Origin of the sequence: Microcella sp. (assembly GCF_046293215.1) — a bacterium.
GTDB lineage: Bacteria > Actinomycetota > Actinomycetes > Actinomycetales > Microbacteriaceae > Microcella.
In genome coordinates, this window is sequence record NZ_JBKBPI010000003.1 from 92374 (window position 1) to 118388 (window position 26015).

Annotated in this window: 25 protein-coding genes; 18 read left to right on the forward strand and 7 right to left on the reverse strand. The window is 65.4% G+C overall.

The annotated features are described in order from the left end of the window. Positions 1–28: 28 nt before the first annotated feature. The gene (locus ACK4SC_RS03950; RefSeq protein WP_409615011.1) at positions 29–727 is read right to left on the reverse strand and encodes a GntR family transcriptional regulator; all 699 of its coding nucleotides are present in this window, start codon (positions 725–727) and stop codon (positions 29–31) included. A gap of 316 nt (positions 728–1043) precedes the next feature. Between ACK4SC_RS03950 and ACK4SC_RS03955 the strand changes: the two genes are divergently transcribed. From ACK4SC_RS03955 to nagA, 10 genes are all read left to right on the forward strand, one after another. After that, positions 1044–2231 (forward strand): ABC transporter substrate-binding protein, encoded by a 1188-nt coding sequence (locus tag ACK4SC_RS03955; RefSeq protein ID WP_409615013.1) that lies wholly within the window; start codon positions 1044–1046, stop codon positions 2229–2231. Positions 2232–2314: 83 nt separating this feature from the next. After that, positions 2315–3190, forward strand: coding sequence for a carbohydrate ABC transporter permease (locus ACK4SC_RS03960; RefSeq protein ID WP_409615015.1), 876 nt, complete (start codon positions 2315–2317; stop codon positions 3188–3190). After that, positions 3187–4050 (forward strand): carbohydrate ABC transporter permease, encoded by an 864-nt coding sequence (locus ACK4SC_RS03965; protein ID WP_409615017.1) that lies wholly within the window; start codon positions 3187–3189, stop codon positions 4048–4050. Before ACK4SC_RS03960 ends, ACK4SC_RS03965 begins: the two co-directional genes overlap by 4 nt. 20 nt (positions 4051–4070) lie before the next feature. Further along, positions 4071–4802, forward strand: a complete 732-nt coding sequence (locus ACK4SC_RS03970) for an SIS domain-containing protein (RefSeq protein WP_409615359.1) — start codon at positions 4071–4073, stop codon at positions 4800–4802. 75 nt (positions 4803–4877) lie between these two features. After that, positions 4878–5822, forward strand: coding sequence for a sugar phosphate isomerase/epimerase family protein (locus ACK4SC_RS03975; RefSeq protein WP_409615019.1), 945 nt, complete (start codon positions 4878–4880; stop codon positions 5820–5822). 17 nt (positions 5823–5839) lie between these two features. After that, positions 5840–7264 (forward strand): xylulokinase, encoded by a 1425-nt coding sequence (locus ACK4SC_RS03980; protein WP_409615362.1) that lies wholly within the window; start codon positions 5840–5842, stop codon positions 7262–7264. Between the two features lie 51 nt (positions 7265–7315). Continuing rightward, positions 7316–8086, forward strand: coding sequence for a glucosamine-6-phosphate deaminase (gene nagB, locus ACK4SC_RS03985; protein WP_409615021.1), 771 nt, complete (start codon positions 7316–7318; stop codon positions 8084–8086). 40 nt (positions 8087–8126) lie between these two features. After that, on the forward strand, positions 8127–8828 hold the full coding sequence (locus tag ACK4SC_RS03990; RefSeq protein WP_409615023.1) for a bifunctional 4-hydroxy-2-oxoglutarate aldolase/2-dehydro-3-deoxy-phosphogluconate aldolase: 702 nt from the start codon (positions 8127–8129) through the stop codon (positions 8826–8828). Beyond that, complete coding sequence (locus ACK4SC_RS03995; RefSeq protein WP_409615025.1) at positions 8825–9787, forward strand: sugar kinase; 963 nt, start codon at positions 8825–8827, stop codon at positions 9785–9787. Before ACK4SC_RS03990 ends, ACK4SC_RS03995 begins: the two co-directional genes overlap by 4 nt. Positions 9788–9888: 101 nt before the next feature. Then, positions 9889–11034 carry an N-acetylglucosamine-6-phosphate deacetylase gene (gene nagA, locus ACK4SC_RS04000; protein WP_409615027.1) on the forward strand — a complete coding sequence of 382 codons (1146 nt, stop codon included), beginning with the start codon at positions 9889–9891 and terminating at the stop codon, positions 11032–11034. A 118-nt stretch (positions 11035–11152) separates the two neighbouring features. On the opposite strand, the gene ACK4SC_RS04005 is transcribed toward nagA, so the two are convergent. From ACK4SC_RS04005 to ACK4SC_RS04025, 5 genes are all read right to left on the reverse strand, one after another. Continuing rightward, on the reverse strand, positions 11153–11776 hold the full coding sequence (locus ACK4SC_RS04005) for a DUF1349 domain-containing protein (RefSeq protein ID WP_409615029.1): 624 nt from the start codon (positions 11774–11776) through the stop codon (positions 11153–11155). 323 nt (positions 11777–12099) lie between these two features. Continuing rightward, positions 12100–12366 (reverse strand): hypothetical protein, encoded by a 267-nt coding sequence (locus tag ACK4SC_RS04010; RefSeq protein ID WP_409615031.1) that lies wholly within the window; start codon positions 12364–12366, stop codon positions 12100–12102. A 524-nt stretch (positions 12367–12890) separates the two neighbouring features. Continuing rightward, positions 12891–15794: an aminotransferase gene (locus ACK4SC_RS04015; RefSeq protein ID WP_409615032.1), complete on the reverse strand. Its 2904-nt coding sequence runs from the start codon at positions 15792–15794 to the stop codon at positions 12891–12893. An 85-nt stretch (positions 15795–15879) separates the two neighbouring features. Beyond that, on the reverse strand, positions 15880–17055 hold the full coding sequence (locus tag ACK4SC_RS04020) for a 4-hydroxybenzoate 3-monooxygenase (RefSeq protein ID WP_409615034.1): 1176 nt from the start codon (positions 17053–17055) through the stop codon (positions 15880–15882). A gap of 126 nt (positions 17056–17181) precedes the next feature. Next, positions 17182–17934, reverse strand: coding sequence for an IclR family transcriptional regulator (locus ACK4SC_RS04025; RefSeq protein WP_409615036.1), 753 nt, complete (start codon positions 17932–17934; stop codon positions 17182–17184). Between the two features lie 100 nt (positions 17935–18034). Here ACK4SC_RS04025 and pcaH point away from each other — a divergent pair, with 100 nt between their 5' ends. The 5 genes from pcaH to pcaC are packed head-to-tail and all read left to right on the forward strand — an operon-like array spanning position 18035 to position 21901. Further along, entirely contained in the window at positions 18035–18847 is an 813-nt protein-coding gene (gene pcaH, locus ACK4SC_RS04030; protein WP_409615038.1) for a protocatechuate 3,4-dioxygenase subunit beta, read from the forward strand. Then, positions 18844–19431 (forward strand): protocatechuate 3,4-dioxygenase subunit alpha, encoded by a 588-nt coding sequence (pcaG, locus tag ACK4SC_RS04035; protein ID WP_409615040.1) that lies wholly within the window; start codon positions 18844–18846, stop codon positions 19429–19431. Before pcaH ends, pcaG begins: the two co-directional genes overlap by 4 nt. After that, on the forward strand, positions 19421–20701 hold the full coding sequence (locus ACK4SC_RS04040; RefSeq protein ID WP_409615041.1) for a lyase family protein: 1281 nt from the start codon (positions 19421–19423) through the stop codon (positions 20699–20701). The genes pcaG and ACK4SC_RS04040 overlap by 11 nt, the downstream gene beginning before the upstream one ends. Continuing rightward, entirely contained in the window at positions 20698–21483 is a 786-nt protein-coding gene (locus ACK4SC_RS04045) for an alpha/beta fold hydrolase (RefSeq protein ID WP_409615043.1), read from the forward strand. The genes ACK4SC_RS04040 and ACK4SC_RS04045 overlap by 4 nt, the downstream gene beginning before the upstream one ends. A gap of 1 nt (position 21484) precedes the next feature. Next, positions 21485–21901, forward strand: coding sequence for a 4-carboxymuconolactone decarboxylase (pcaC, locus tag ACK4SC_RS04050; protein ID WP_409615045.1), 417 nt, complete (start codon positions 21485–21487; stop codon positions 21899–21901). Here pcaC and ACK4SC_RS04055 read toward each other — a convergent pair. After that, on the reverse strand, positions 21898–22575 hold the full coding sequence (locus tag ACK4SC_RS04055; protein ID WP_409615047.1) for an HD domain-containing protein: 678 nt from the start codon (positions 22573–22575) through the stop codon (positions 21898–21900). The genes pcaC and ACK4SC_RS04055 overlap by 4 nt on opposite strands. Positions 22576–22673: 98 nt before the next feature. On the opposite strand from ACK4SC_RS04055, the gene ACK4SC_RS04060 reads away from it, so the two are divergent. The 3 genes from ACK4SC_RS04060 (at position 22674) to ACK4SC_RS04070 (ending at position 25983) form a co-directional block, all read left to right on the forward strand. Further along, on the forward strand, positions 22674–23498 hold the full coding sequence (locus tag ACK4SC_RS04060) for an IclR family transcriptional regulator (protein ID WP_409615049.1): 825 nt from the start codon (positions 22674–22676) through the stop codon (positions 23496–23498). 102 nt (positions 23499–23600) lie between these two features. After that, entirely contained in the window at positions 23601–24902 is a 1302-nt protein-coding gene (locus ACK4SC_RS04065) for a cytochrome P450 (RefSeq protein WP_409615051.1), read from the forward strand. A gap of 1 nt (position 24903) precedes the next feature. After that, positions 24904–25983 carry a PEP/pyruvate-binding domain-containing protein gene (locus ACK4SC_RS04070; RefSeq protein ID WP_409615053.1) on the forward strand — a complete coding sequence of 360 codons (1080 nt, stop codon included), beginning with the start codon at positions 24904–24906 and terminating at the stop codon, positions 25981–25983. Positions 25984–26015: the final 32 nt, after the last annotated feature.

A 26015-nucleotide genomic window follows, 5' to 3' on the forward strand; every position in this document is an offset into this window, starting at 1 on the left:
GGAAACTTTTGTCAAGTGCGTGATGTCGTCACGCTCGGTGGATATCCGAACGGACTTCATAGCGGTCGAAGCGGTATCGCGAAAGTACGTGCTGCATCGGCCGACCAAGGCTGTCGTAGAAGGTGTCCACGATTTCAAGCGCAGGACAGCCTCTCGGCAACTCCAGGAGGTCGCTCTCTCTGTTCGAGGCTTGAACGGCCCGCACTGCGCGCTCGACAGAATGCGGAGTGATGCTGTGGCCCGCAAGGAGCTCATGAATAGAACCGGAAAGGTCGGCAGAGAGCAGGAAGGGGGCCAGGGAGGGAGGGAACAAACTCACCTCATGGCACATAGGTTCATTGTCCGCGGACCTAAGCCGCTCAACGAGTACCGCCGACTCCCCGGGTCGAAGACTCAGAACGCCGATCGTCGCGACGTCTGGGCGAACTGTCTCGACGCGCATGACGCGTGAACTCGGCGTGAATCCTCGCTGGCGCATATCTTCGCTGAAGGAGGTGAGACTTGGGCCCATTGAGATTGTTGGGCGGCTCACGTAGGTCCCGCTCCCGGGAAGCTTCTTCGCCCACCCTTCTTCGACGAGGTGGTCGAGTGAATGGCGAACCGTCATGACGCTGACCCCGAACTGCCCAGCAAGTGTGCGCTCGGAATCGAGTCGAGCGCCGATCGGCATGCTCGCGCAACGGGTGCGCAGCGAATCCAGAATCTCCAAGTACTTCGCCTTTGCCATCTCGGGTTGCACTCCTTCTCCGGCCGACATCGGTCCGCAATCTTTGCGAAATCGTTACGTAACAAAAAGTATATTGTTCTAGAGCGCATTGTGTTAGTCTCGCTCCGAGTCATCGAAGACGATGGCTCCACATTCCCCCATACTGCCACTAGCGAAGGCGCTTGGCAGAACGAATCAAGCAGAAAGTGGTGAAATGCGATCTACATCAATTGGAGTCGCGGCGCTCGGAACAGCGGCCGCTCTGATACTTGGCGCCTGCGCTTCGGGAGCTTCGGGCCCTGAGGGCGGCGGAAACAACGAGCTAGTTGTCTGGCACATGGAAGGGACTCCTCAGAGAGTCGCTGCCTTTGAGGCGCTAGCAGAGCGGTACAACGCTACCGACCCTGAGTACAGGGTGACCATGGAGGTTCAGGACTGGGATCAGATCTACACGAAGATCGCGGGCGCGGCACAATCGGGTTTACAGCCCGACATGCTGTTCGCTATCCCCGACTTCGCCACCTACGTTCGCAATCTTGGGCTGGGGCAACCGGTTACAGATGTCGTGCGAAGCCTGGACAGTGACTATGGTTTGATCGACGCTGCCAAGGCCGCCTACCAGGACGACGACGAGTTCTGGGCAGTGCCGCTCTACGGCATGGTGCAGATGCTTTGGTACCGCAAGGACATGCTTTCAGAAGCAGGCCTTGAGGCACCGACCACGTGGGACGAGCTCCTGAATGCAGCAGAAGCTCTCAGCACCGACGGCCGGAGCGGCATCGCGCTTCCTGCAGGCAGGAATCTCGCCACTGACCAGGTTCTGTACAGCCTGATGATCACGGGCGGTGCCGCGAACTTCTTCACCGACGACGGCGCGGTAGCACTCGACACCCCTGAAACCGTCGCCGCGTTCGACATCTACAAAGAACTTCTGCAGTACTCACCGCAAGATTCGGCGAGCTACGCGTGGGGCGAGCCTCAAGCAGCGTTCAACAGTGGAGCGGCGGCGATGGCGATCGAGAAGGGCCAGTATCTCGCACCGTTCGCCTCTGAGTCGGGCCTCAGCCCCGACCAGCTCGGCTGCGCTCCGATCCCAGTACCGGACAACGGTCAGCCCGGGAGCATCTATTACTCAAACGGAGCAATGGTCCTGAGCGAAGACGAGGGTCGGCAGGCCGGCTCAGGGGAGTTCCTCAAATGGCTTCTCGAGCCCGAGAACTACGGCGATTTCCTCAACGCTGAGCCCGGACTCTTCCTGCCTGTCACGAGTGGCGGAGCAGAGCTGGAGCAATGGCGCTCGAACGAAATCCTGACTACGTATGCGCAGTGTGTGGACGCGATGCTGGATCAGTCCACGACCGGAGCCCTGTTCGGCTTCGTGGACGGCCAGTACATCGACAGCATCGGAGAAATCTCTGGACAGAACTTTTTAGCTCAAGCAGTTCAGCAAATGTACGTCAACGGAATGAGTGCTGAAGAAGCTGCCGCCTGGGCTCAGGAGCAGATGCAGGCAGCGATCGACTAACGATGAGTAGCTCGGTAACGAGCCCCGAGGCGGCGCTGGCGGCCCCCCGTCAGCGCCGCCCGACCTCGGCTCCAAGGAAAAGAGTGAGGCAAACCCGGCGTGAACGCGTCATGGGCTATCTCCTTATCTCGCCAATCGTCATCGTCATGGCGGTTGTAATCGCGTTCCCTCTCGTCAACGCATTCACGACTAGCCTTCAAAACGAGCGAACTATTGGTAGTCCCGCTGAGTTTGTTGGACTGGAAACCTATGCCACAGTCCTCGGCAACAGTGCCTTCTGGGATGCGCTTGGAAGATCTGGCATTTGGCTGATCCTCAATATGGCCGTGCAGTCAGTCCTTGCATTCTCCACGGCGCTCCTCCTGCAGCGCAAAGGCCGCTGGTCCAGAACCGCGCGAACGTGGATTGTGCTGCCTTGGGTAATTCCGACGGTTGCGGTGGCTGTGGTTTGGGAGTGGATGCTCAACAGCAACTATGGTGTCATCGCCTACCTCTTTCGCGGCGTAGGAATCGATCTTGGTTCGCCTTTTGGGGACCCGAGCGTAGCGCTTATTGCCGTCATTCTTGTGAACAGCTGGCACTGGTTTCCCCTGAGTGCGGTAGTCATTTATGGGGCACTCTCCACCATCCCACATGAGGTGTTGGAGGCTGCGAAGATGGACGGCGCCGGCGCTTGGCGTTCTTTCTGGGCTATCACCTTCCCGCTTTTGCAACCGGTGCTATTCGCGCTCGCGCTTGTCGGCTCGCTCTGGTCCTTCAACGTATTCGACACGGTATATCTGATCACCGGAGGTGGCCCGGTTGCGTCTACGACGACCATGCCGGTCTTCGTGTACGACACTGCCTTCAGTGCCTTCCGTTCAAGTCAGGCCGCGGCGGCGAGCGTCCTCACTGTCGTCGTGCTAGGTGTCGCGGCGATGCTCTTCGTCCGTTTTGCTCGCCCGAAGGAGGAAATGTGACCAACTCCACGGCGACGCGTCGATCCTCCTTTTCGGCGCGCCGACTACTGAATGCTGTTCCGCGTTTTGTGGCGATGACCCTGTTGACGGTTATAGTTATCGGCCCGCTCTATTGGATCACGATCTCGGCTTTCAAGGGGCGAGAGGAAATTATCCGGACAACGCCGACATTCTGGCCTGAGACCTTCACTCTCTCGAACTTCGAGAGGCTCTTTGCATCCACTCAGTATTCGGTGTTTCTCACGAACAGCATCATCGTGTCGGTGGCGACTACGGTCGTGACCGTGGTTGTTTCGCTCGCCGCCGCTTACGGCCTGTACCGATTGAAGGTGCCCGGAAGTGGAAAGATCGCGGGCATCATCTTGCTTTCATACATGATTCCCGGAACGTTGTTGATCGTGCCGCTTTACCGCACCCTCGCGGGTATTGGACTGATTGACCTGCACGCTGGCCTCGTGCTCGTCAACGTCGCGTTCACGGCGCCTTTCTGCACCTGGCTATTGCGCGGATTCATACTTGCTGTTCCTCGAGATATCGACGAGGCAGCGGCGATCGATGGAGCAGGTCCCGCGCGAACGATGTTTCAGATCGTGCTTCCTTTGCTACTTCCCGGGATCGCCACCGTCGCCGTGTATTCATTCGTTTACTCCTGGACTGAGTTTGTGTTTGCGTCCCAGTTCATCGTCAGCAGTGGATTGCAGACGCTTCCAATTGGACTCAGCGCCATCATCGGGCAATACACCGTGGACTGGGGGCTAGTGATGGCAGGCACACTGTTCACACTCCTGCCGACACTTGTGCTCTTTCTTCTTGTGGGGCGCTATTTCGTCGGCGGACTTATCGCAGGGGCAACGAAATGACGAGTCGTACCACCGCGGTTATGAATGAAACCAGCGAGTACTTAGACATGACGGAGCATACGCTCCATTCCGCGATAGAGCGGGCGTCCGATTCCATTAGCGCCGCCGGCCGAATAGTGTCTGAATGCTTCGATCGCGATGGCCTACTCTATGTGTTCGGAAGCGGCCACTCTCACATCTTTGCTGAAGAGGCCTTCTACCGTGCGGGAGGAGCCGCGCGTGTCTGCCCGATTCTGGTCCCTCGACACATGCTGCACGAGGGTGCCATCCAGAGCACCGAGTTGGAGCGGGAAACTGGCCTTGCAGGTGATCTGCTTGACCGCTATTCAATCGATGAGAGCTCCGACGTGCTCCTTGTGGTGTCGAACTCGGGTGCAAATGCTCTCCCTGTGGAAGTGGCCCAGACAGCGCGTGCTCGGGGCGTCCCAGTAATCGCAATTACGTCTGTGGCATACGCCAACGCCTCGACAAATCCAGGGGCACGCCTACATCAGGTCGCGGACGTCGTGTTGGACAACTTGTGCCCTCCCGGCGACGCCCTGGTGAGCTTGGGCGAAAAGTTACCAAGAGTCGGCCCCGCGTCAAGCGTCGTCGGGCTAGCACTTCTCAACGCGGTGATTGTCGACGCGCTCGCTCGTCAATGCGCGCTTGGGTCCAGGCCAGACATATATCTCAGCGCCGGCATGCCCGACGCGCGTGCGCACAATCATCAGTTGGCGGAACTGTTTCGCCAACGGAATCCGCACATCTGAGGACCACTTCATTCACCTTATCGACATAGGCAGTAGACCGTTGCATAAAACATCAGCAACAGATTGGACGCGAACATGAAACTTAGCTTCGAAGTGTGGCCGAACATGCCCTGGGGACGTCTGGAGGCGGCGGGACCGGCCTGGAACTCATGGGGAGATCTCTCTTCGGCAGAGACTGTGACGAAGGTCGCGGACTACGGATATGACGCTGTGGACTTTCTCCTCGGCCACCTCATGAACGGTCCCTCTAGCGAGTACGACGCAAACCTGGCAAGCACCAAGGCAGCCGCTGACGAAGCGGGGATTGAGATTGGGTACGTCGCGAACCACACGACATTCGTGAGTCCGCGTGAGTATGACCGGGAGCGCGGAATCGAAAGCTTCAAGAAGGCGCTCGACGCGGCGAAGGCGCTGGGTGCAAAGTCAGCGTGCACGCTACTTGGTGACGGCTTCTACGACCCCCCACTGAACGTGCTCATGACGCGCAAGGAAGCGTGGCGTCAGGCTCGGGAAGCCATCACGGAAGTTTGCGATTACGCTTCCAAACTCGATCTCAACGTCAGCATCGAGCTCCTCCAAGGCACCATTCTCAACAAAGTCGAGTCTGTTGAGCGAATGTTTGACGAAATCGGCGCCGCGAACTTGCGCATGACCATGGATACAGGTGCGTTCTACGTTGCTGTGAAGCCGTTCATGAGCGTGCCCGAAGGAATCAAGCGTCTGGCACAGTACATCGACATCGTCCAGATCAAGGACGAAGTTGGACTGCCAACAATCGTGAACACGAACCACATCTGGTTCGGTGGTGGCCTGGTTGACTTCCGTGAAACATTCGACGCTCTTACTGACATCGGGTTCGACGGATATGTCAGCGTGGAGTGGGAGGGCTGGCAGGTCGGGGGCAACATCGGCGTCGGCGAGCCCGCGGGCGTTGGCCTCGCGAATTTTGACAGGGTGGCTGAGGAGTCCCTGGAGTTTCTGCGTGAGTATGGGTTCACCACCGCGAGAGAGCGTGCGTGACAATTCCGCTTAGCGCGGTGCTCATTGGCATTGACGTAGGCACCACGGGGGTCAAGGTCATGTGCCTCGAACCCCGCTCTGGTGCGGTTCTGGTCAAGGCGGCCCGCGAGTATCCCAGTTACACCGATGCCGATGGCACTCATCAGCAAGACCCGAGCCAGTGGTGGGCGGCTGTAACTCAATGCACACGGGAGGTCATGGACCGGCTTCCCGGGCGGGCCATCTGGGGCATCGGACTTGCGGGTCACATGCACTCACTTCTTCTTGTGGGTGCAGATGACCTCCCCGTATTGCCAGCGATGACCTGGGCAGATCGAAGGGCAGCGAACCAATCTGCCCGCCTCGCGAAGAATTCCACTTTTCGTGAGGTCGGGGGAAACGACTTGGTAGGGGCCTTCACTGCACCGAAGTTGGCATGGGCTATCGAAAGGCATCCGGATGCCGTCGCGTCTGCGCGCCGGCTGGTACTCGCAAAGGACTACATTGGCCACCGTCTCACCGGCGAGTGGGCGACCGATGAGACAGATGCAATGGGGACTCTCCTGTACGACCACCGAGAGAGCCGATGGAGCACCAGCCTTTTCGACGCGGTCGGCGCATCTCCTTCACTCGGAGTAGGGGTGCTCCCGTCGACCGCAATTCGCGGGGTAGTGCATGCAAGAGCAGCAGCAACCACCGGCCTACCGGCGGGTACGCCCGTAGTCATGGGAGCCGGAGATGTCTCCGCGTGCGTGATCGGTGCAGGCGTAGTGGACAACAGTCGGATGTGCCTCAACGTTGGTACAGCGGCGCAAGTGATGGGGATAAGTTCAACCCCAGACCCCGGTAAAGGCTTCCTATTCGGTTCCGCAACCGGGGATGGCTACGTGACCATGGCATCTCTATACGCCGCGGGTGCCAGCGTTCGCTGGGCGGAGCAATCCATCCTCAGGGGAGCTGACATCAATGAGACGGCAGCTGCTGCTGCACCGGGCGCAGGCGGTCTAACCTACTTACCCTTCATGTTCGGTTCCACGGTGCCGCGCAAGAATGACTCTGCTCGGGCCGCGTTTCTAGGACAGACCGAACGGCATGGCATCCCACAATTCGCCGGAGCGGTGCTGGAGGGCATCGCGTTTGCTTGTGCAGATGCGATCGAGGCAGTTGCACAGGTGACTGGTGAACCGGAGTCGGTGCATCTGGTTGGGGGCGTCACCGGTTCCTCACGCTGGCGGCGGGCGCTCGCCAGCATCGTGGATGCTCGGCTAGAGGTTGTGCCCGACGGCGGTTCCTGTCTGGGGGCGGCGGTTCTTGCTGGACTTGGAACCGGTGCCTACTCGTCGGTTTCAGATGCCGCTGACGCCGTCTCCGCCCTCCCAGAACCGCGGCCTGAAGGGGGTGAAAGAGATGAATACCGACTGGCGCGTGATCGTTATCGCGCATGGTGTGACCGGGTGCTCTGAGCTTAGCCAGCCCCGGAGAACCAACAAGCAAGAGTGAATTGGAGATCGAACTTGCAGGTGATCGTAGGAAGAGATGCCACAGAGATCGGTGAGATCGCGGCGGGCATAATCGCTCGTCGTGTCGAGGCGGGGGATCTATCAGTGTTGGGGGTTGCGACTGGCAGTTCTCCAGTGCCCATTTACCAGTCACTGGCGCACCGGAGGCCTGGTCGCTTGAGCGACCTAACTGTGTTCGCACTCGACGAGTACGTTGGCCTACCGTTCGAGCACCCGCAGAGCTACCACTCAGTAATCGACAAGGAGGTAACGGTCCCGCTCGGATTGAAGCGGGATCGAGTGAATGTGCCAGACGGGATGGCGACTGACCTCGAGAAGGCGTGCCGTCAGTACGAGGCAGACATTCAGGCCGCTGGGGGAATCGATATGCAAATCCTCGGGGTGGGCACGAATGGCCACATCGGATTCAACGAACCGACGTCATCATTCACGTCGCGCACCCGAATCAAGACTCTCGCGCAAGCTACCCGGGCCGACAACGCTCGTTTCTTCGATGATCCGAACAAGGTCCCGATTCACTGCATCACGCAAGGACTGGGAACGATCATGTCGGCTCGGTCTATCTTGCTCGTAGCTCACGGAGAGTCGAAGGCAGCTCCGGTTGCCAGGGTTGTTGAGGGTCCTGTTGCAAGCATGTGCCCCGGTTCCATCCTGCAAATGCATCCCGACGCCACGATTCTGGTCGATGAAGCTGCGGCGTCTGGGCTCACGCTTGTCGACTATTACCGATTCGCCTACGACAATCGCCCGGACTGGCAAGAATGATGGTCCGTAGTCGCAACATTGATGATCCTTCCGTAGGTTCTTGCCCGAATCCCGCTACGCCTCCAGATCAAGTGAGTGTCCGATGACGGGGATGCTCGACCGCGCCTCAGTACCGTCCTTGCTTGCGGCAACCAAAATTGTCGCAGTTCTCCGAGCGCCCTCGGCGGACGACTACGACGCCGTCGTGGACGTCTTGATCTCCAACGGCGTCCGCTCGATCGAGCTCACTTTGACGACGCCTGGCACCTTGGAGAAGGTGCCAGGTATCGTTCGTCGGGTCGGAGACTCAGCTGACATCGGAGTCGGGACCATCACTAGCCCCGTCCAAGCAGTGAAAGCTATCGATCAGGGCGCGCGATATCTCGTGACTCCGATCACCCTTCCTGAGGTCGTCACAGTGGCAGTTCATGCGGGAGTGCCGATTTTCTCGGGGGCGCTCACTCCAACAGAGGTGTTCGCGGCCTGGAGCGCTGGCGCCACGGCAGTGAAGATTTTCCCCGCGCAGGCGGTCGGGGCAAACTACGGATCGCATCTGCTCGGACCTTTTCCGGACCTTGCCTACCTCCCATCAGGGGGCATCGGCGAAATGGACGTCGAAGAATGGCTGCGTGCTGGTGCTGTGGCCGTTAGTGTCGGCAGCCCACTGCTCGGCGATGCGCTTCGAGGAGGTTCGCTCAATGCGCTTGCGGAGAGGGCGGCACGCTTTCGAGCAATCGCTGAGCAATACGGGAGCGACCGATGAGGGCGGCACCCAGCGGAAGTGTTGTCACTATCGGCGAGACGATGGTGCGCATGTCGACTCGCGGTTTCGGGCCGTTCCCACATAACGACTGTCTCGATCTTGGAGTGGGCGGCGCCGAGAGCAACGTGGCCATCGGCGTTCAACGGCTGGGTGTGCCCGCAACTTGGATCGGCAAACTTGGATGCGATCCGCTTGGGGATCTTGTTGTGCGGGAGATCGCGGCTGAAGGGGTGCGCGTGCTCGCCTCTCGCGACGACGAGGCACCGACTTCTCTCATGATCAAGGAGCGCCGGACTCCCAACCGGACGTCCGTGTGGTACTACCGCCGGGGCAATGCTGGCTCCAGACTGCGGGCTGACGAAATCGATCTTGACGAAATCAAGGGGGCGTCGGTTCTGCACGTCACTGGGATTTCTCTCGCACTGTCCGACACCCTCGCCGCCACGATCATGGACGCGGTTGCCATCGCGCGGTCCGCGGGAGTGGTCGTGTCGTTTGATTTGAACTATCGCAGCAAGCTCTGGGCTCCTGAAACAGCGTCCGCGGCCTATGGGCTCATCATTCCGCTGTGCGACGTTGTATTCGCAGGTGAACACGAGGCTTGCATAGCGTTAGGCGAAGACTCAAGCTCATCTCCGCTCGACCTGGCGGTCCGAATCGCAGACATGGGGCCAAGCCAGGCGGTAATCAAGCTAGGGGAAAAAGGCGCTGTAGCTCGGGCTGAGGGTGCCTCCTACGAGCAGCAAGCGATCCCAATAGAGCCTGTCGACACGGTCGGAGCGGGCGATGCGTTCGTTGCTGGTTATCTTGCCGACTTGACATGCGGCAGAGATGTACAGCAACGGCTACTAACGGCGGTCACCGCGGGAGCCTATGCCTGCTTGAATTCGGGGGACTGGGAGGGCCTTCCTCGGCGCGACGAACTGCAATACCTGGTACAGGGCGAGGTCTCTCGTTAGTTTCCCGCTCCTTCTTCTTTCGTTTTGCCACCCGCATTCGGGATCTTGATTGCCACATATTCCGTCGCCAGTTGACGCGAGCACCAGTGAGAGGAACGCCAATGACAGCGCTTTATCACAACGCCCGTGCAGTGGACGCTTCGGGAATACGGGACGAAACCTGGCTCCTCGTCGAAGGAGATCGGATCGTCAGAGCGGGCATTGGGGACGGTTGGCGTGAGCACCTCGTGGAGGCCTCAACGGTGCTCGACCTCGCGGACCGATTGCTCGTGCCGGGCTTTATCGACTTGCACTGCCACGGAGGCGGTGGGCACTCTTTCGAAGACGGCGGCACGTCGATTCGAGCGGCTCTCGCCGCGCATCGGCAACATGGCACTACCCGATCAGTTATTTCTCTGGTCGCGTCGCCGATCCCCGACACGATCGCTCGGCTAAGGGAGATTGAGCAACTCGCCGAATCTGACCCCCTGCTGCTTGGCGCTCATCTAGAGGGGCCATTCCTGGAACCGTCAAGGCGGGGTGCGCACGCCAAGAAGTATTTGGTCGCGCCAGATGAGGAAGCGGTTGAGGCGCTGCTTCGTGCAGCGCCTGTTGCATTGACTCAGGTGACTATCGCGCCGGAGCTCAGTGGCGCCTTCGATGCGATCGAGCGGTTCGCTCGTGCGGGCGTCATTTCGGCGCTCGGCCACACTAACGCCGGCTACGAGATAGCTCGTCTCGCGTTCAACCAAGGCGCTCGGATTCTGACGCACGCCTTCAACGCGATGCCTGCGATCGGCCATCGAGAGCCTGGTCCGATTGTCGCGGCCTTCGATGACACGCGCGTAACGCTCGAACTCATCGCAGATGGATTTCACGTTAGGCCGGAAGTGGTGCGTCTGGCGTTCGCCAATGCGCCGGGACGGATATCTCTGATCACGGATGCCATGGCGGGTGCTGGCGTCGGCGATGGAAGCTATTCGCTGGGAGACCTCGAAGTGGAGGTGAAACAGGGCTGCGCAACCGTGAAGGATTCGAACACGCTCGCAGGGTCGGTGCTGACCCTTGACGCTGCCCTGCGCGGCGCGGTGGGTGCAGGCGTGGGCCTGATTGAGGCCGTTGGCGCGCTCACGGTTACACCTGCGCGAGCGATTCGACGCCAGAGTGAGTTGGGCTTGTTGGCGCCAGGCTTTTTCGGCGATCTTGTCGTTCTCAGCAATTCGCTTGATGTCGAGCGAGTGATGGCTGCTGGAAAGTTTCTCCGCTGAAAGATGCACCTTCCCGTCCAAAGGCGCCGAGCCGCTACTCATAAGAGCAATAACGCACGAAGGCGGATCCGAGGCTGGCACCAACCCTCGATCGCCAGCATCCCAAACTCTGGTTTTGTCAGCTCCCGTCGCGAAGGTCCAGCAACTTCTCTCCAGTGAACGACAACTGGTCGAAATCGACACGACATCCGTCGCCCATGGGGCACTGCGCGACAAAACCGACTGCGGCGCTTGACAAACTGGCGGCCAACTCAAAGACCCTTACGAGCATCCATTTCTTGCTGTTGAAAGAAGCGTGAAAGGCCAAGACGTTGCCAAGACGACTGATCCGAAGCCAAACGTGATCTTCATCAACGGCGAATGAATTCGCGTCGTCAGAGACATCTCGTGTAACGACGCTGACCACCGTCCGCTCGCCCGAAGGAGAGTACTCGAAGCACAACTTGGCCCAATTCCGATCGTCCACCCAGATGACCAGAGCCCCAGCATCGAATGTCGATGCGAGTTCGGCCTTTACTCGTGCGGAAAATTGAAAGTCCCCGTCAGGTTGGTGCCCCAGGAGCATCGGCGCATTCATTTCGGAATCTTCACCAGGCTTTCGTCTCGTGCCCGGACGAATAAATAGATCGGTTTGGGGTAGCGCTGTTGTCGTCGCTGAGTCAAAATCCGTTATCCATCTGCTGCCCGATACCGGGGTGAGAGCAAATGGCAATGACGTTTGCTTCATCGCTTGAGACTCCATAACAACACTCTACTGACTGGGTCGGGACGCACGGGAGGCGTTCCAAATGTTCAAGTGGCGCTCGTCATTCGGTCACGAAAGATGGGGCGTCGAGAGCACCGGTCATGCTCAACCTTGTTCTGTGGGGGCGGCAACCGCAAGACGAGTGAATGGTGGGGCGGAGGATTATTTTCGCCTCACCGGAGGATGACTTTCGTTAGTGGTACGCGCAGTCGCTGATTTGCTGGGTGCAGGCGAGTTTCGCAAGGAGCCCGCCACGAAAACCCCCGGTTGACCGGGGGTTTTCTCGTTCCCCGGGTGCCTTAGGCGCAGTGCGCGCCGCGTCAGGGGGCCGAGTCTGCACCCTGCGCTTGCTGGTGCACGAGTTGCGCGATCACGGCACGCGCGCCCATCCACACGAGGAAGGCGACTGCTCCGAACCCGACGAGAGTCGCGCCGATCGCCTGCTGTATGGCGGCCGCGTCGGGCGCCTGATACTCGTACAGCGGCTCGCTCGGGTTCAGCCCCACCAGCCAGAGGATGCCCCCGCCCACGACGCAGCTGAGGGCCATCAGGAACAGGGCCGTCGAGTAGTTGTTCGTCGGGTTCATGGTTGCACGATAGAACCTCACGGTCATCGCGGCGCAGTCTCGCGCCGACGGATGACTCGTGCCCGTCGTGCGCCTTCGCCGTGTGGCGCCTCGCCATCGGCGAATCTCGGGACTTTCGGCACGTGTGCGCCCACCCGAATGGGTGCCAGCATGACTGCACCCGACGGGGAACCCGAACCCCGACATGAGCGATCGCGGGAGGCCGATCATGCTCACCATTCGACTCGAGCCTGCGCTCGTCGTCGCGCTCGCCCTCAGTGCAGCGCTGCTGGTACTGAACGAAGTGCCGAGACCACCTCAGCTCGATGTGTCGTGGGTCACGATGCTTCCCGCGACAAGCGCGCTCTACTGGACGCTGTTTGCTGCCGAGGAGAGTTACTGGTGGGCGGCCCTCCCTGGAGCCCTGCTCGCGGCGGCAGGTGCCGCGTCGCTCGTGGCCCTGATTCCGGATGCTCGCGGTGCCTGGACACCGCTGCACCTGACCGCGGTCCTTGCGATCGGTGCGTGGGCCGCCACGGCCCGAGCTACCACCCGGTGGCGAGCACCCGTTCGACCTGGTCGACGAAGTAGTCGGCCGACTCGATCGTCACACACAACGGCGGCTTGATCTTGAACACGTTTTGGTAGTCGCCGGTGGGCTGCATGATGACGCCGAGCTCGCGCAGGCGGTCGCAGATCCACGCGGTTTCCTCCGTCGCGGGCTCCAGCGTCGACCGGTCGCGCACGAGTTCGAGACCCATGTAGAGGCCCGAGCCGTGCACGGCTCCGATGATCGGGTAGCGCTCCATGAGCGCCTCAAGGCGCTGGCGCAGGTGCTGACCGACCCGCCACGCGTTCTGCTGCAGGCCCTCGTTCTCGATCACGTCGAGCACGGCCATGCCGATTACCGATGACACGGGCGAGCCTCCGGTTGAGGCGAAGAAGTAGCCGCCGGTGCGGTACTGGTCGGCGATCGCGCGCGTCGTGATGACGGCGCCCACGGGGTGGCCCGAGCCCACCGACTTGGCGACGGCGACGATGTCGGGCACGACGCCCTGCTGCTCGTGCCCCCAAAACCAGCCGCCGAGCCGGCCGTAGCCGACCTGCACCTCGTCGGCGATGACGACTCCACCGTGGCGGCGCACGGCCTCGTAGACCTGGGCGAGGTAGCCCTCGGGCAGGGGAACTCCACCCGCGTTGCCGAAGTAGGGCTCGCAGATGAACCCGGCGGGGGGCCGGCCGTCGGCGGCGAGGGCGTCGATGACGGCCACCGCTTCGGGGGCGTAGCGGTCAGCATCCGCCCCCCGGTGTGTGCCGCGGTAGGAATTCGCCGCGTCAACCGTGTGCACCCAGTCGGGGCGCGTCTCGAGCGCGTTCGGATTGTCGGCGATCGACGTCGAGACGGCATCGCTCGCGTACGTCCAGCCGTGGTACGCCTCGCGCATGGCGACGATGTCGCGTCGCCCGGTCGCCGCCATCGCCAGACGAATCGCGAGGTCGGTCGCCTCCGAGCCGGAGTTCACGAAGAACACCGTGTCGAGGTGCTCGGGCAGCAGGGCGGCGATGCGTTCGGCGTACTCGGCGATCGCCGCGTAGTGGAAGCGCGAGTTCGTATTCAGTAGCCGCATCTGCCGGTGCGCCGCCTCGACGACGTGCGGGTGGGCGTGGCCGACGGACGTGACGTTGTTGAGCATGTCGAGGTACACCCGGCCGTCGACGTCGATCAGGTATTCGCGCCAGCCGCGCTCGATCTGCGGGGGAGCAGCGTAGTAGTGCTCCTGCACCTCAGCGAGGTGGCGCTCGCGGCGGGCCAACACGGCCGCCGGATCGGGATGCTCGCCCGCGTCGCCCGCGCCCGTCACGTCGGCGACGTGGCCGGCCAGCCCCAGCGCGTCGAGCGCGTCGCCCACGACGGCGCGCCACCCGTCGGCGTAGGCCGCCTCGACGAGCGGGGGAGCCGCGGGCGCACCTTCCGGGCGCCGCGTCACCTGGATGCGCGTGCGCGCCGGCAGCATCGGCTCCGGCCCGAAACCGCTCTGCGCCGCGAACACCAGCGCTGCGCCCTCGCTGTGCACAACGAGCGCGTCGCCGTCGCGGGCGACCGAGCCCAGCACCGGGGTCGGCTCCGCCAGCCACAGGGTGACGCCGGTCGGAATCGTGGCCGGGGCGGACGGTGTGCGCTGCGGCGCCCCGGTCAGGACGGGGCGCCAGGGCGGCAGGAACGCCACGTCGGATCCTCTGTCGAGCGCGGCGAGAGCGGCGTCGTCGAGGGTGCCCGCGTGCATCCAGGCGCCCTCGTCGTTGAGGGGCGCAACGGTGCCCGCGTCGAGGGCCGTGGGCGATGTGAACGGTGGCAGGGGTGACGCGTCTGGCCCGCTGCTGGGGGCGGCGGCCGGCAGCGCGAGCGCGCGGCGCACCACCTGCGCCATGACCTCCGGCGGCACCGAGGCCGCCCGCTCCAGCACGCGGTACTCGCGCTCGAGCGCCCCGCTGGCGTACTCGTTCGCGGCGTCCAGGCGCACCTGTTCGCGACCGCTCAGCACGAGGACGGCGCCGCGCAGGGTGACGAGTGCCCACAGCGCGTCGACCTCGTGCTCGCCGAGGGGGCGCAGCGCGTGGAACGCCCGGATTGCGGGCAGCGTCGCCGCGGGGGAGGCGCCGTCGTGGTGCAGTACCGACGACAGCGTGGTGGCCAGTTCGCCGACCGCCCACGAGGCCGCGACGTCGCCGAAGTCGATGACGGCGTCGGGCAGGCGCCCGCCCGGCGGTCGCAGCATGTTGTCGTCGGTGATGTCGAAGTGCCCGGCCTGCACCGGCAGCCGCTCGGCGAGCGGTGCAAGTACCCGCAGCGCCGGCTCGATCGCGGCGGAGATGGTCGCCCGCACATCGGCGTCGGGCTCGCGCGGCAGCAGCAGCTCGATGACGCGTTCGGCGTGCCGCAGATCCCACTGCAGCACGCGCCCGTCAGCGGGGTCGCGGAAGTCGGCGAGCGCGACGCTCACCCGTCCGGCGAGGTCACCCATGTGCGCGACGACGTCGGGGGCAAGGTAGCGCGAGCCGGTCAGCGTCGACCCGGCGATGTTCTCGATCACGCGCGCGTGGATGCGCCCCTCGCTCGACTCCCACCAGGCCGACATCGGGCCGCGGGGGCCGGTCACCAGCTTCGGGATGCGCAGGGTCGGCTGCCGCTCGGCGACCAGCGCGGCCGCCGCGTCCTGCATGGCGATCTCTGCCTCGCTGAAAGCCGGGTTGCTGAGCTTCAGCACCCCGAGCGGCTCGCACTCGCCGCGGGCGGTGACGCGGAAGTTCTGGTCCTGCTGACTCCCGAGCGGCGAGAGGTCGACGTCGACGCCGAAGTGCTCGGCGAACAGGCGCGTGACCTCATCGGGGCCGAGGGTGGGAGTGGGTAGTTCGACCTGAGTGAAGTAGTCGAAGATCGCGTCCGGCAACCGTGGCTCCTTTGCTTGCCCCCTGCGCAAAGTTTATGCGGGGCAGACGGTCGCCGTGCTGCTGCTGAGCGGGGAGGTCAGTGGGCTACAGCGGCCAGCCGGTGTATCCCTCCGCGAGGTAGGTCTGCGCGGCCTCGGAGTCGGTGATCGAGCGCAGCTCGCCCAGCTGACGTCGCTTGTCGAACTCGCTGGCGTCATCGGTGACGTGGAGCATCGAGGTCATCCACCACGAGAAGTGCTGCGCCTTCCAGATGCGTGTGAGCGCGGTCTCGGGGAAGGCATCGAGCAAGCGTTCATCGCCTTCGGCGAGCAGGGCGACGAGCGCCTCGTGCAGCACCGCGACGTCGGCGACGGCGAGGTTCATGCCCTTGGCTCCGGTCGGAGGCACGGTGTGGGCGGCGTCGCCGATGATGACGACGCGGCCCTTGCGCAGCTCGCTTGCGACGAAACTGCGGAAGCGCAGCACGTCGCGCTGGAAGATCGGGCCCTCGTTGAGCGTCACGCCGGGCACCCGCTTGCCCATCTCTTCCCACACCTGCTCGTCGCTCAGGCTGTTCGGGTCGAGCTCGGGGTCGCACTGGAAGTACATGCGCTGCACGGTGTCGCTGCGCTGGCTGATCAGCGCAAAGCCGTCGGGCGAGTTCGAGTAAATGAGTTCATCGGCGCTGGGCGGGGCCTCGCAGAGGATTCCGTACCAGGCGAAGGGGTACTCGCGGAAGTAGCCGGCCCGGGAATCCCCGCACACGGTCGTGCGCACGACGCTGCGGGAGCCATCGGCCCCGACGACCACGTCGGCCTCGATCACGAGCTCTGAGCCATCGGCGTCGGTGGCAATGACGCGCGGGCGCTGCGGGTCACTGTCGTCGACGGCGGTCACGGTCACCCCGAGGCGCAGGTCTTGCCCGGCCGCAACGCGGGCCGCGATCAGGTCGCGCAGCACCTCGTGCTGGGGGTAGAGCCAGGCGCTGCGGCCGCTGAGGCGGGGGAAGTCGATGCGGTGGCTCGCGCCGTCGAAGTGCAGAAGAATTCCGTCGTGCCGGGCGCCCACCGTGCGTGCGCGGGAGTGCTCGCCGAGAGTGTCAAGCAACTCGACGGTGCCCTGCTCGAGAATGCCCGCGCGGATGGTCGATTCGATGTCGTCGCGGCTGCGCTGGTCGACGACGATCGACGCGATGCCGGAGGCGTCGAGCAGGTGCGACAAGAGCAGGCCGGCGGGGCCGGCGCCGACGATGGCGACCTGGGTGCGTGCCGTTGCGGTCATGGTTCCTCCTGGATGCTTCGGTGCGGTCAGTGTGCGCTGACGCGCCCCGCGCATCCCGGCTCGTTCTCATTGAACGGGAAGTATTCCGTTTCGGCGGGTCTGTGCCCGGGTCACCCGGACCGGGCCCTAGCCGCGGTATCCGAGCGACTGCTCGATGTCGCGCTTGCCGGCGTGCAGTTCGATGAGCGCGGCCTCGACGGCCGCCTCGCGCGGCAGCACGACCGACAGCGCGGCAACGACGCGGCCTGTCTCATCGCGCACGGGAACCGCGACGCCCGTCGACACCAGTTCGATCGAGCCGCGCGCGACCGCGTGACCGATCAGCCGCACCTCGGCGAGCTTTCTGCGCAGCGCCGACGGGTCGGTGATCGTCTCGCGGGTGAAGGCCGGAAGTGGTCCCGAGAGGATCCTGTTCTGCAGATCGGGCGGACCGTAGGCGAGCAGCACGAGACCCGACGACGACGCGTGCAAGGGCAGTCGTCCGGCGACACGGGTCACGTTGGAGCCGGCCCCCGGGCCGCTCAGGCGTTCCAGGAACAACGCCTCGTCTTGCTCGAGAATCGCCAACTGCGTGTGCTCGCGAATGCGTGACTGCACACGCTCCATGGCGGGCATCGCCGCCTGACGCATCCGCAGTGCGTGCGAGGAGCGGGTCGCGAGCTCCCACAACCGCATGCCGATGCGAATGCGCCGGTCGTCGTCGCGTTCGAGCAGGCCGGCGGCGACCAGTTCAGACACGATGCGGTGCGCCGATGACGGCGGAAGGCCGGCGCGGCGCCCGATCTCGGCGGCCGTTTGCGCCGTGCGCGTGGGCGTGAAGGTCTCGAGCACGCGCAGCAGGCGATCGGTCACCGAGTCGCCCGAGGGGGAGTTCGCCACGGGACAAGGATGACACGACTCCCATTGGATGGGAATGAGGATGCGCGTGGGGCGACGTCCGCGCACACTGACCCCCAGCATCCCCGTCGAAGGAGACCGCATGTCTGACACCGCCGCTGCGCCAGAAACACTGCTGGCCGCGCCCGACCAGGCGCCGCAGGCCCAGATCACCGCCGAGATTGTTGCCGCGCACGAGGCCGCGGCCGCTCGCGTCGCCGCGGGCGAGCACCTGCCCGCCACGCTGTACGACTTCCCCGCGTACCGGTCGAGCATCCTGCGCCACCCCACCAAGAATCCGAGACTCGTGGATCCCGAAACGATCGAGCTCTACTCGCCCGCCTTCGGGCAGCGCGACGTCGCCGCGATCGAGTCCGATCTGACGAAGCAGCATTCGGGGGAGCCGCAGGGCGAGCGCATCACCGTCGAGGGGCGCCTGACCGACTCGTGGGGGCGGCCGTTGCGCAACCAGTTGATCGAGATCTGGCAGGCCAACGCCGCGGGGCGTTACATCCACCAGCGCGACCAACACCCCGCGCCGCTCGACCCCCACTTCACCGGCGCCGGCCGCGCGATCACCGACGACCAGGGCCGCTACCGCTTCACCACGATCAAGCCGGGGCCGTACCCGTGGCGCAACCACGTCAACGCCTGGCGGCCCGCGCACATTCACTTCTCAATCTTTGGGTCGTCGTTTACGCACCGCCTCATCACTCAGATGTACTTCCCGGGTGACCCGCTGTTCGCGCTCGACCCGATCTACAACACCATCCGTGACCAGAAAGACCGCGACCGGCTGATCGGGGTTTACGACCACGACCTCACCGTGCCCGAATTTTCGATGGGCTACCGCTTCGACATCGTCGTTGACGGTCCAGACGGCACCTGGTTCGAGCCCGAGGGAGACCACGCATGACCACCCAGCGCACCGCTCCGGCCCGCACGCTCGCACCAACGCCCGGCCAGACCGTCGGACCATTCTTCGCGTTCGGCGTGGGCTTCGACCGCAAGAACGAATTGGTGCCGCCGCGCTCGCCCGGCGCGATTGTGCTGGAAGGCACCGTGCGCGACGGGCTCGGCTCGCCCATCCCCGATGCCTTTCTCGAGGTGTGGCAGACCAACCCCGACGGGTCCATCCCGACCGCGCGCGGCACGCTGCGCCGCGACGGTCGCGCCTTCACCGGCTTCGGTCGTGCCTTCACCGACGACGAGGGCGGGTACCACTTCTGGACCCTCGAGCCGGGTGCTCGCGATGGCCGCCCCGCGTTCTTCAGCCTGATCGTCTACGCGCGCGGCCTGCCCAACAAGCTGCACACCCGCGCGTACCTGCCGGCCGCGCCCGGCGACGCGGCTGCCGAGCAGGCGCTCGCCGCCGACCCCGTGCTCGCGGGCCTCAGCGACGAAGAACGCGCTACGCTCATCGCCACCCGCACGGCGTCGGGCTACCGCTTCGACGTTCGCCTGCAGGGTGAAAAGGAGACCGTCTTCCTTGCCTACTGACGACGTCGTTGACGCTGGCCTGCTCGCCCCGCTCGGCCCCGACGGGCCCGAGCTGATCGGCGACGCGGCCGTGCTCGACGCGCTCGTCACGGTCGAGCTCGCGCTCGCCCGCGCCTGGGCTCGGCAGGGGGTCAGCCCCGAGGCCTCAGACCGGGCGTCCGCTGCTCTCGGCTGGGCCGGCCGCGGCAATCTCGCCACCGGCCACGGGCTCGACGTGGCGACGCTCGCCGCTCAGGGTGCGGCGGGCGGTAACCCGGTCATTCCGCTCGTCGGGGCCCTGCGCGAGCGGCTCGATGGCGCCGACCGGGCGGCGCTGCACCGCGGCGCGACCAGCCAAGACGTGCTCGATTCGGCCCTCATGCTGATCGTGCGTCGGGCGACCGAGCGCATCGTCACGGATGCACGTGCCGCCGAGCGCGCCCTCGCCCGCCTCATCGACACCCACCGCGCGTCGCCCGCGGTGGCCCGCACCCTCGGTCAGCACGCCGTGCCGACCACGATCGGCCTGCGCCTGGCGCCGCGGCTGGTGGCGCTGCGTCGCGCGCGGAGCCAGGTGGAGTCCGCCGCCGCGGCCCTGCCTGCGCAGTTCGGCGGTGCCGCGGGCACCCTGGCCGCCGCCGTTGAGCACGCCCGCATGGCCGGCCACGGTGACCCCCGGGGCTCGGCGCTCGAGGTGGCGGCGGCCCTCGCAGACGAGCTCGCCCTCGCGGCACCCGAGCTGCCCTGGCACGTGACCCGCTGGCCCGTCACCGAGGTCGGCGACGCACTGACCCGCCTCATCGACGCCGCCGGAGCTCTCGCCGCCGACGTCGCCCTGCTCAGCCGCAGCGAGATCGGCGAGCTGTCGGAGGGGACCCCCGGAGGATCATCGGCGATGCCCCACAAACGCAACCCGGTCGACGCGGTGCTCATCCGGGGCGCAGCTCTTCGCGCGCCCTTCCTCGCCGCCACCCTGCACGCGGCGGCCGCGCAGGCCGTCGACCAGCGCCCCGACGGCGCCTGGCATGCCGAGTGGCCGACCCTGCGCGACCTCACCCGCCTCGCCCTCGGCACGGCGGCGGCGCTGGCGCGCCTCACGGACGGGCTCATCGTCGACACCGCAGCCGCCGCCCGTCATCTCGCGGCCAGCGCGGCCGACGTCCTCGCCGAGCGACGCGCGGTGGTCGGCGCCGACAGCCCCGAGGCGCACGACCTCGACCCCAGCCACTACCAGGGAGCCGCCGACGCCCTCGTCGACCGCGCGCTCGATGAGGCGGGAGGGGAGCGGTGAGCGTGCCGAGCATCCGATTGACCGCTCCCGTGGGCCCCGACGGCGCTCCGCTTGTCGTCCTCGGCCCGTCGCTCGGCACCTCGACCGTGCTGTGGGAGACGGTTACCCCGCTGCTCACGCCGCGGTTCCGGGTGACGGCGTGGGACCTCCCCGGTCACGGCGCCTCGCCCGCGGCCAGCGACGCGTTCACCGTGGCCGATCTCGCCGACGCCGTCGCCGACGCGGCGAGCGCGCTCGGTGCGACGCGCATCCTGTACGCCGGGGTCTCGCTGGGCGGAGCGACCGGCCTCGAGCTCCTCCTTCGGCACCCCGACCGCGTTGCGGCGGCCGCGATCGTCGCGTCGGGAGCGCAGCTCGGCGACCCCGCCGCGTGGCATGAACGCGCCGCGGTCGTTCGCGCCCAGTCGACGTCGGTGCTCGTGAGCGCTTCGGCCGGGCGCTGGTTCGCCCCCGGCTCGGTCGAGCGAGAACCCGTGATTGCCGGCCGCTTGCTCCACGCGCTGCAAGACGCTGATGACCACAGCTACGCGCTGTGCTGTGAGGCGCTCGCCGCCTACGACGTGCGTGACCGCCTCGCGGAGATCAGCGTTCCCGTGCTCGCGCTGTGGGGCGAACACGACCAGGTGGCGCCCGAGCAGAAGGCCGTCGAGATCGCCTCGGGTGTGCGCATCGGGCGGGCCCAGCGGCTCGCGGGCGTGGCGCACTTGCCGCCGGCGGAGGATCCGGCGGCCACGGCCGCCGCCCTCATCGAGTTCTTCACCGACCAGCGCGAAAGGCACTGACATGACCACGTCGCCCCCACGACCCCACGGTGACGGTCTCACCGACGGCGCGCGCTACGAGCAGGGCATGGTGGTCCGCCGCCAGGTGCTGTCGGACGCGCACGTCGACGGGGCGATCGCGGCGACGACGCCGCTCACCGCCGACTTCCAAGACCTGATCACGCGCTACGCGTGGGGGGAGATCTGGTCCCGCCCGGGGCTCGATAAACGGATGCGCTCGGTCGCCGTGATCACGTCGCTCATCGCCCATGGGCACCACGACGAGCTCGCCATGCACCTGCGCGCTGCCCTGCGCAATGGGCTCACCCGTGAGCAGATCGTCGAGGTGATTCTGCAAAGCGCGATCTACTCGGGCGTTCCGGCGGCCAACACGGCGTTCCGTATCGCACGCGAGGTGCTCGAGGACGCCGCGGGTTAGACGAGGCCTGCGCGCTGCGGCACCTGGTCGATGGACGCGACCGCCGCAAGGGCGAGCCCCATCGCTCGCCCGGCGTCGGTCAGCAGGTAGGGCTGCACTCGTGCCGAGCAGATGCGCAGCGCCTCATCGTGATCGAGGCCGAACCACTGCTGCACGATGGTGAGTCCGTGGGGGGTCACCCGCCACAGCTTGTCGGCGTCTTTCACGCAGGCGTCGTTCAGCGAGATCGCCTCGCGACGCGAGTCGTGACCGTCGATGATCGCGACGACCTCGTCGATCACCGGTTTCGGATGCCCGAGGGTCGTCAGAATCTGCGTTGCGATCCGCGCGCCCTCCAGTTCGTGATGGCGCACGAGGTCGGGCCGACCGCCGCCGGGGGCGATCGCGTCGAGAATCTGGTCGTCGGGCACCGTCGACCAGCCGGTGTCGTGCAGCAAAATCGCGGGCAGAACGACGTCGGTATCGGCGCCCTCGACTCGCTCGACCAGCGCACGGGCCAGCCCATAGGCGTACAGGGTGTGCGAGTCGTTGTTGCGAACGGCCAGGTGGGCCTTCGCCAGCTCCCAGATCGCGGCGTGTGCCGCCGGCATCGTCAGGTACCCGGGAACCTCGGCGGCAGCCGGAATAAAGGCCCGCACGTCACGGTGGTAGCGGGTACTCGTCGGCGAGTCCATTCCTGCACCATGGCACCGGCCCATGCGCCAGACAACTATGCTTCCGCTCACCGGAAGGCGCCGTGCGGAGAGGTGGGCGCCGCGACAAGGAGGTCGTCGTGTCTGTCGAGACGTCTGCACCCGCCGAACGCGCGGAGGCGCCCACGCCGCCATCCAGCGTGACCGGTCGCGTGCTGTCGATCCTTGCGGTGTTCGAGAAGTCGCTGGCACCGCGCAGCCTCACCGACATCGCGTCCGAGACGGGGCTCGCCCTCAGTACGGCGCACCGACTGGTGACTGAGCTGGAGGGCTGGGGCGCCCTGCAACGAGACACCAACGGCCGATACCAAATCGGTCTCCGGCTGTGGGAACTGGGGCAGCACGCCGGTCGCCAGGTGCGCGAAATCGCCAGGCCCCTCCTGCAAGACCTGTACAGCCTCACGCAGCGCACGGTGCACATCGCGATTCGCGAGAAGACCGAGGTGCTCTACATCGACCGAATCTACGACACCCGCCGGGTGCCCCAGGCGTCGCGGGTCGGGGGGCGCCTGCCCCTGCACGCGACGGCGGTCGGAAAGGTGCTGCTCGCCTTCGAAGAATCGTGGTTGCGGGAGGCCGTGCTGGCCCAGCCGCTCGAGGGGCGCACTCCGAAGACGAGCGTCGACCCGGATGCCCTGCGCATCGAGCTCGCGGTCATTCGCGAGCGGGGATACGCGCTCACGGTCGAAGAGGTACGGCTCGGCTCTGCGTCGATCGCTGTTCCGATTTTCCAGCGGGGCGGCGGAATCGGAGCCGCGCTCGGTCTGGTGTCTGCCGCCGACGAGGCGAGCACGCTTGAGCGCCACCTGCCGGCCATGCGGGGCATCTCGCGCCGCATCGAGGCGAGTGTCGGCCAATTCCCGTTGCAGAGCATGGGAGCGCGCCGGCCCGGAGTGCGGTCGTGATGTCGTTTCCACTCAGTGGAAACCCTGGTGCTGTGCACGCGCCGCCGGGCGTTCAATAACTCATCCGCACCGATGCGGATGCCGGACTACGAAGGAGTCGTCATGGCCACCTCGCCACAGAGCACCGTCACCGCCGCCCCCGGCGGCACCGGCGGCTGCCCCGTCGACCACAGCGCGCTCGCCGCCGCTGGGTACCACGGCTACGAGCCGTTCGACATGACCGACCCGTTCCCCGCGTACGCGAAGCTGCGCGAGAACGCGCCCGTCTACTTCGACGAGCGCATCGGCTACTGGGTCGTGACGCGCTACGCCGACGTCAAGGCGGTCTTCGCCGACTGGGAGACCTTCTCGAGCGAAAATGCGCAGGCCCCCGTGCGCGAGCGCGGCCCCGAGGCCAGGCGCATCATGGCCGAGGGCGGCTTCACGGCCTACTCGGGCCTGTCGGCCCGCGTTCCCCCGGAGCACACGCGCATCCGCGCCATCGCGCAGCGCGCCTTCACCCCGCGCCGCTTCAAGGTGCTCGAGCCGACGATTCGCGAGAACACGCAGCGCTCGATCGAGGCGATGCTGGCCGACCCGTCGGGAACCGGCGATTTCCTTGCCGCCGTCGCCTACGACATCCCGACCATCACGATCCTGACCCTGCTCGGCGTCGACCCGTCTCTCGTGCCCACCTACAAGCGGTGGTCGGACTCGCGCGCCGCGATGACGTGGGGCGACCTCAGCGACGAGGAGCAGATCCCCCACGCCAAGAACCTCGTCGAGTACTGGCAGGACTGCCTGCGCCTCGTCGTCGACGCGCACCGCGACGGCGGCGACAGCCTGGTCGCCGACCTGGTGTCGGCGCAGGAGGGCGGCGCCGAGATCAGCGACCACGAGATCGCGTCGCTCTGCTACAGCCTGCTGTTTGCCGGCCACGAGACGACCACGACCCTGATCGCCAACTCGATTCGCGTGCTGCTCAGCCACCGCGATCAGTGGCAGAAGCTCGTCGACGACCCCAGCCTCATCCCCGGCGCCGTCGACGAGGTGCTGCGCTACAGCGGCTCGATTGTTGCCTGGCGTCGCAAGGCGCTCGCCGACGCCGAGGTGGGCGGGGTGGCGATCCCGAAGGGCAGCGAGCTGCTGCTGGTCATGGGTTCGGCCAACCGCGATGCCGAGGTGTTCACCGACCCCGACGCCTTCGACATCACCCGCACCGACGCTCGCAACCACCTGTCGTTCGGTTTCGGCATCCACTACTGCCTCGGCAACCAACTGGCGAAGTTGCAGGCCCGCATCGTGCTCGAAGAGACGATCGCCCGGGCCCCGCACCTGCGTCTCGTCGACGGGGCCGAGATCCGCTTCGGCGAGAACCTCTCCTTCCGCGTCCCCACCTCCGTCCCCGTCACCTGGGAGGCCTGACATGGGCACGAGCCCGTACATCCAGTTCTTTGACGCCGGCGAGCCGGCGAACCACGACCTGCTCGGCGGTAAGTGCGCCTCGCTCGTCGCCCTCACCGAGGCGGGACTTCCCGTGCCGCCCGGCTTCGCCGTGACGACGGTCGCGTTTGACCGTTTCATTCACGACGCCGGCATCGCCGACGACATTCAGCGGATGCTCGCGGAGATCGACCCGGACGACACCGACTCGATCGACGCCGCCTCCGAGCGCATCCGAACCGAGCTGATCACCTTGCCGGTTCCGGTCGAGATCCACGATGCCTTCACGGAGGCGTACGAGGCGCTGCAGGCACGGTTCGCCGAGCCGGCACCGGTCGCCGTGCGCTCGTCGGCGACGGCGGAAGACCTGCCCGACGCGAGCTTCGCCGGTCAGCAGGACACCTACCTGTGGCTGAGCGGCCGCGACGAGGTCGCCGCGCACGTGCGCAAGTGCTGGGCCTCGCTCTACACCTCGCGCGCCATCGTCTATCGCCTGAAAAACGGTATCCCCGACGAGGGGCTGTCGATGGCCGTCGCGGTGCAGAAGATGGTCGACGCGCGCACCGCGGGCGTCGCGATGACCGTCGACCCGTCAAACGGCGACCGGTCGACGATCGTTATCGACGCGGCCTGGGGTCTGGGCGAGCTTGTCGTCTCGGGCACCGTCACCCCCGACAACCTCCGCGTCGACAAGGTCATGCTGACCGTCTCGGAGGAGCACATCGGCGACAAGCACGCCGAGCTCGTGCCCGACCGCGATGCCCGCACGGTCGTCGAGCGTGAGGTTGAGCCCGAGCGCCGGTCGGTGCGCTGCCTGAGCGACGCCGATGTGGCCGCGATCGCCCGCATCGCCAAGCGCGCCGAGAAGCACTTCGGGTGCCCGCAAGACATCGAATGGGCCATCGACCGGGGACTTCCCGAGGGCGAGAACCTGCTGCTGCTGCAGTCCCGCCCCGAGACCGTGTGGTCCGCCAAGAAAGACGTCGAGCCGCCGACCACAACGTCGGGCTTCGGCATCGAGAGCATTACCCAATCGCTGCTCACCCAAATCGGTCGCGCCTGAGCGACCGGCCCCGATCATCCCTCGATCACCCT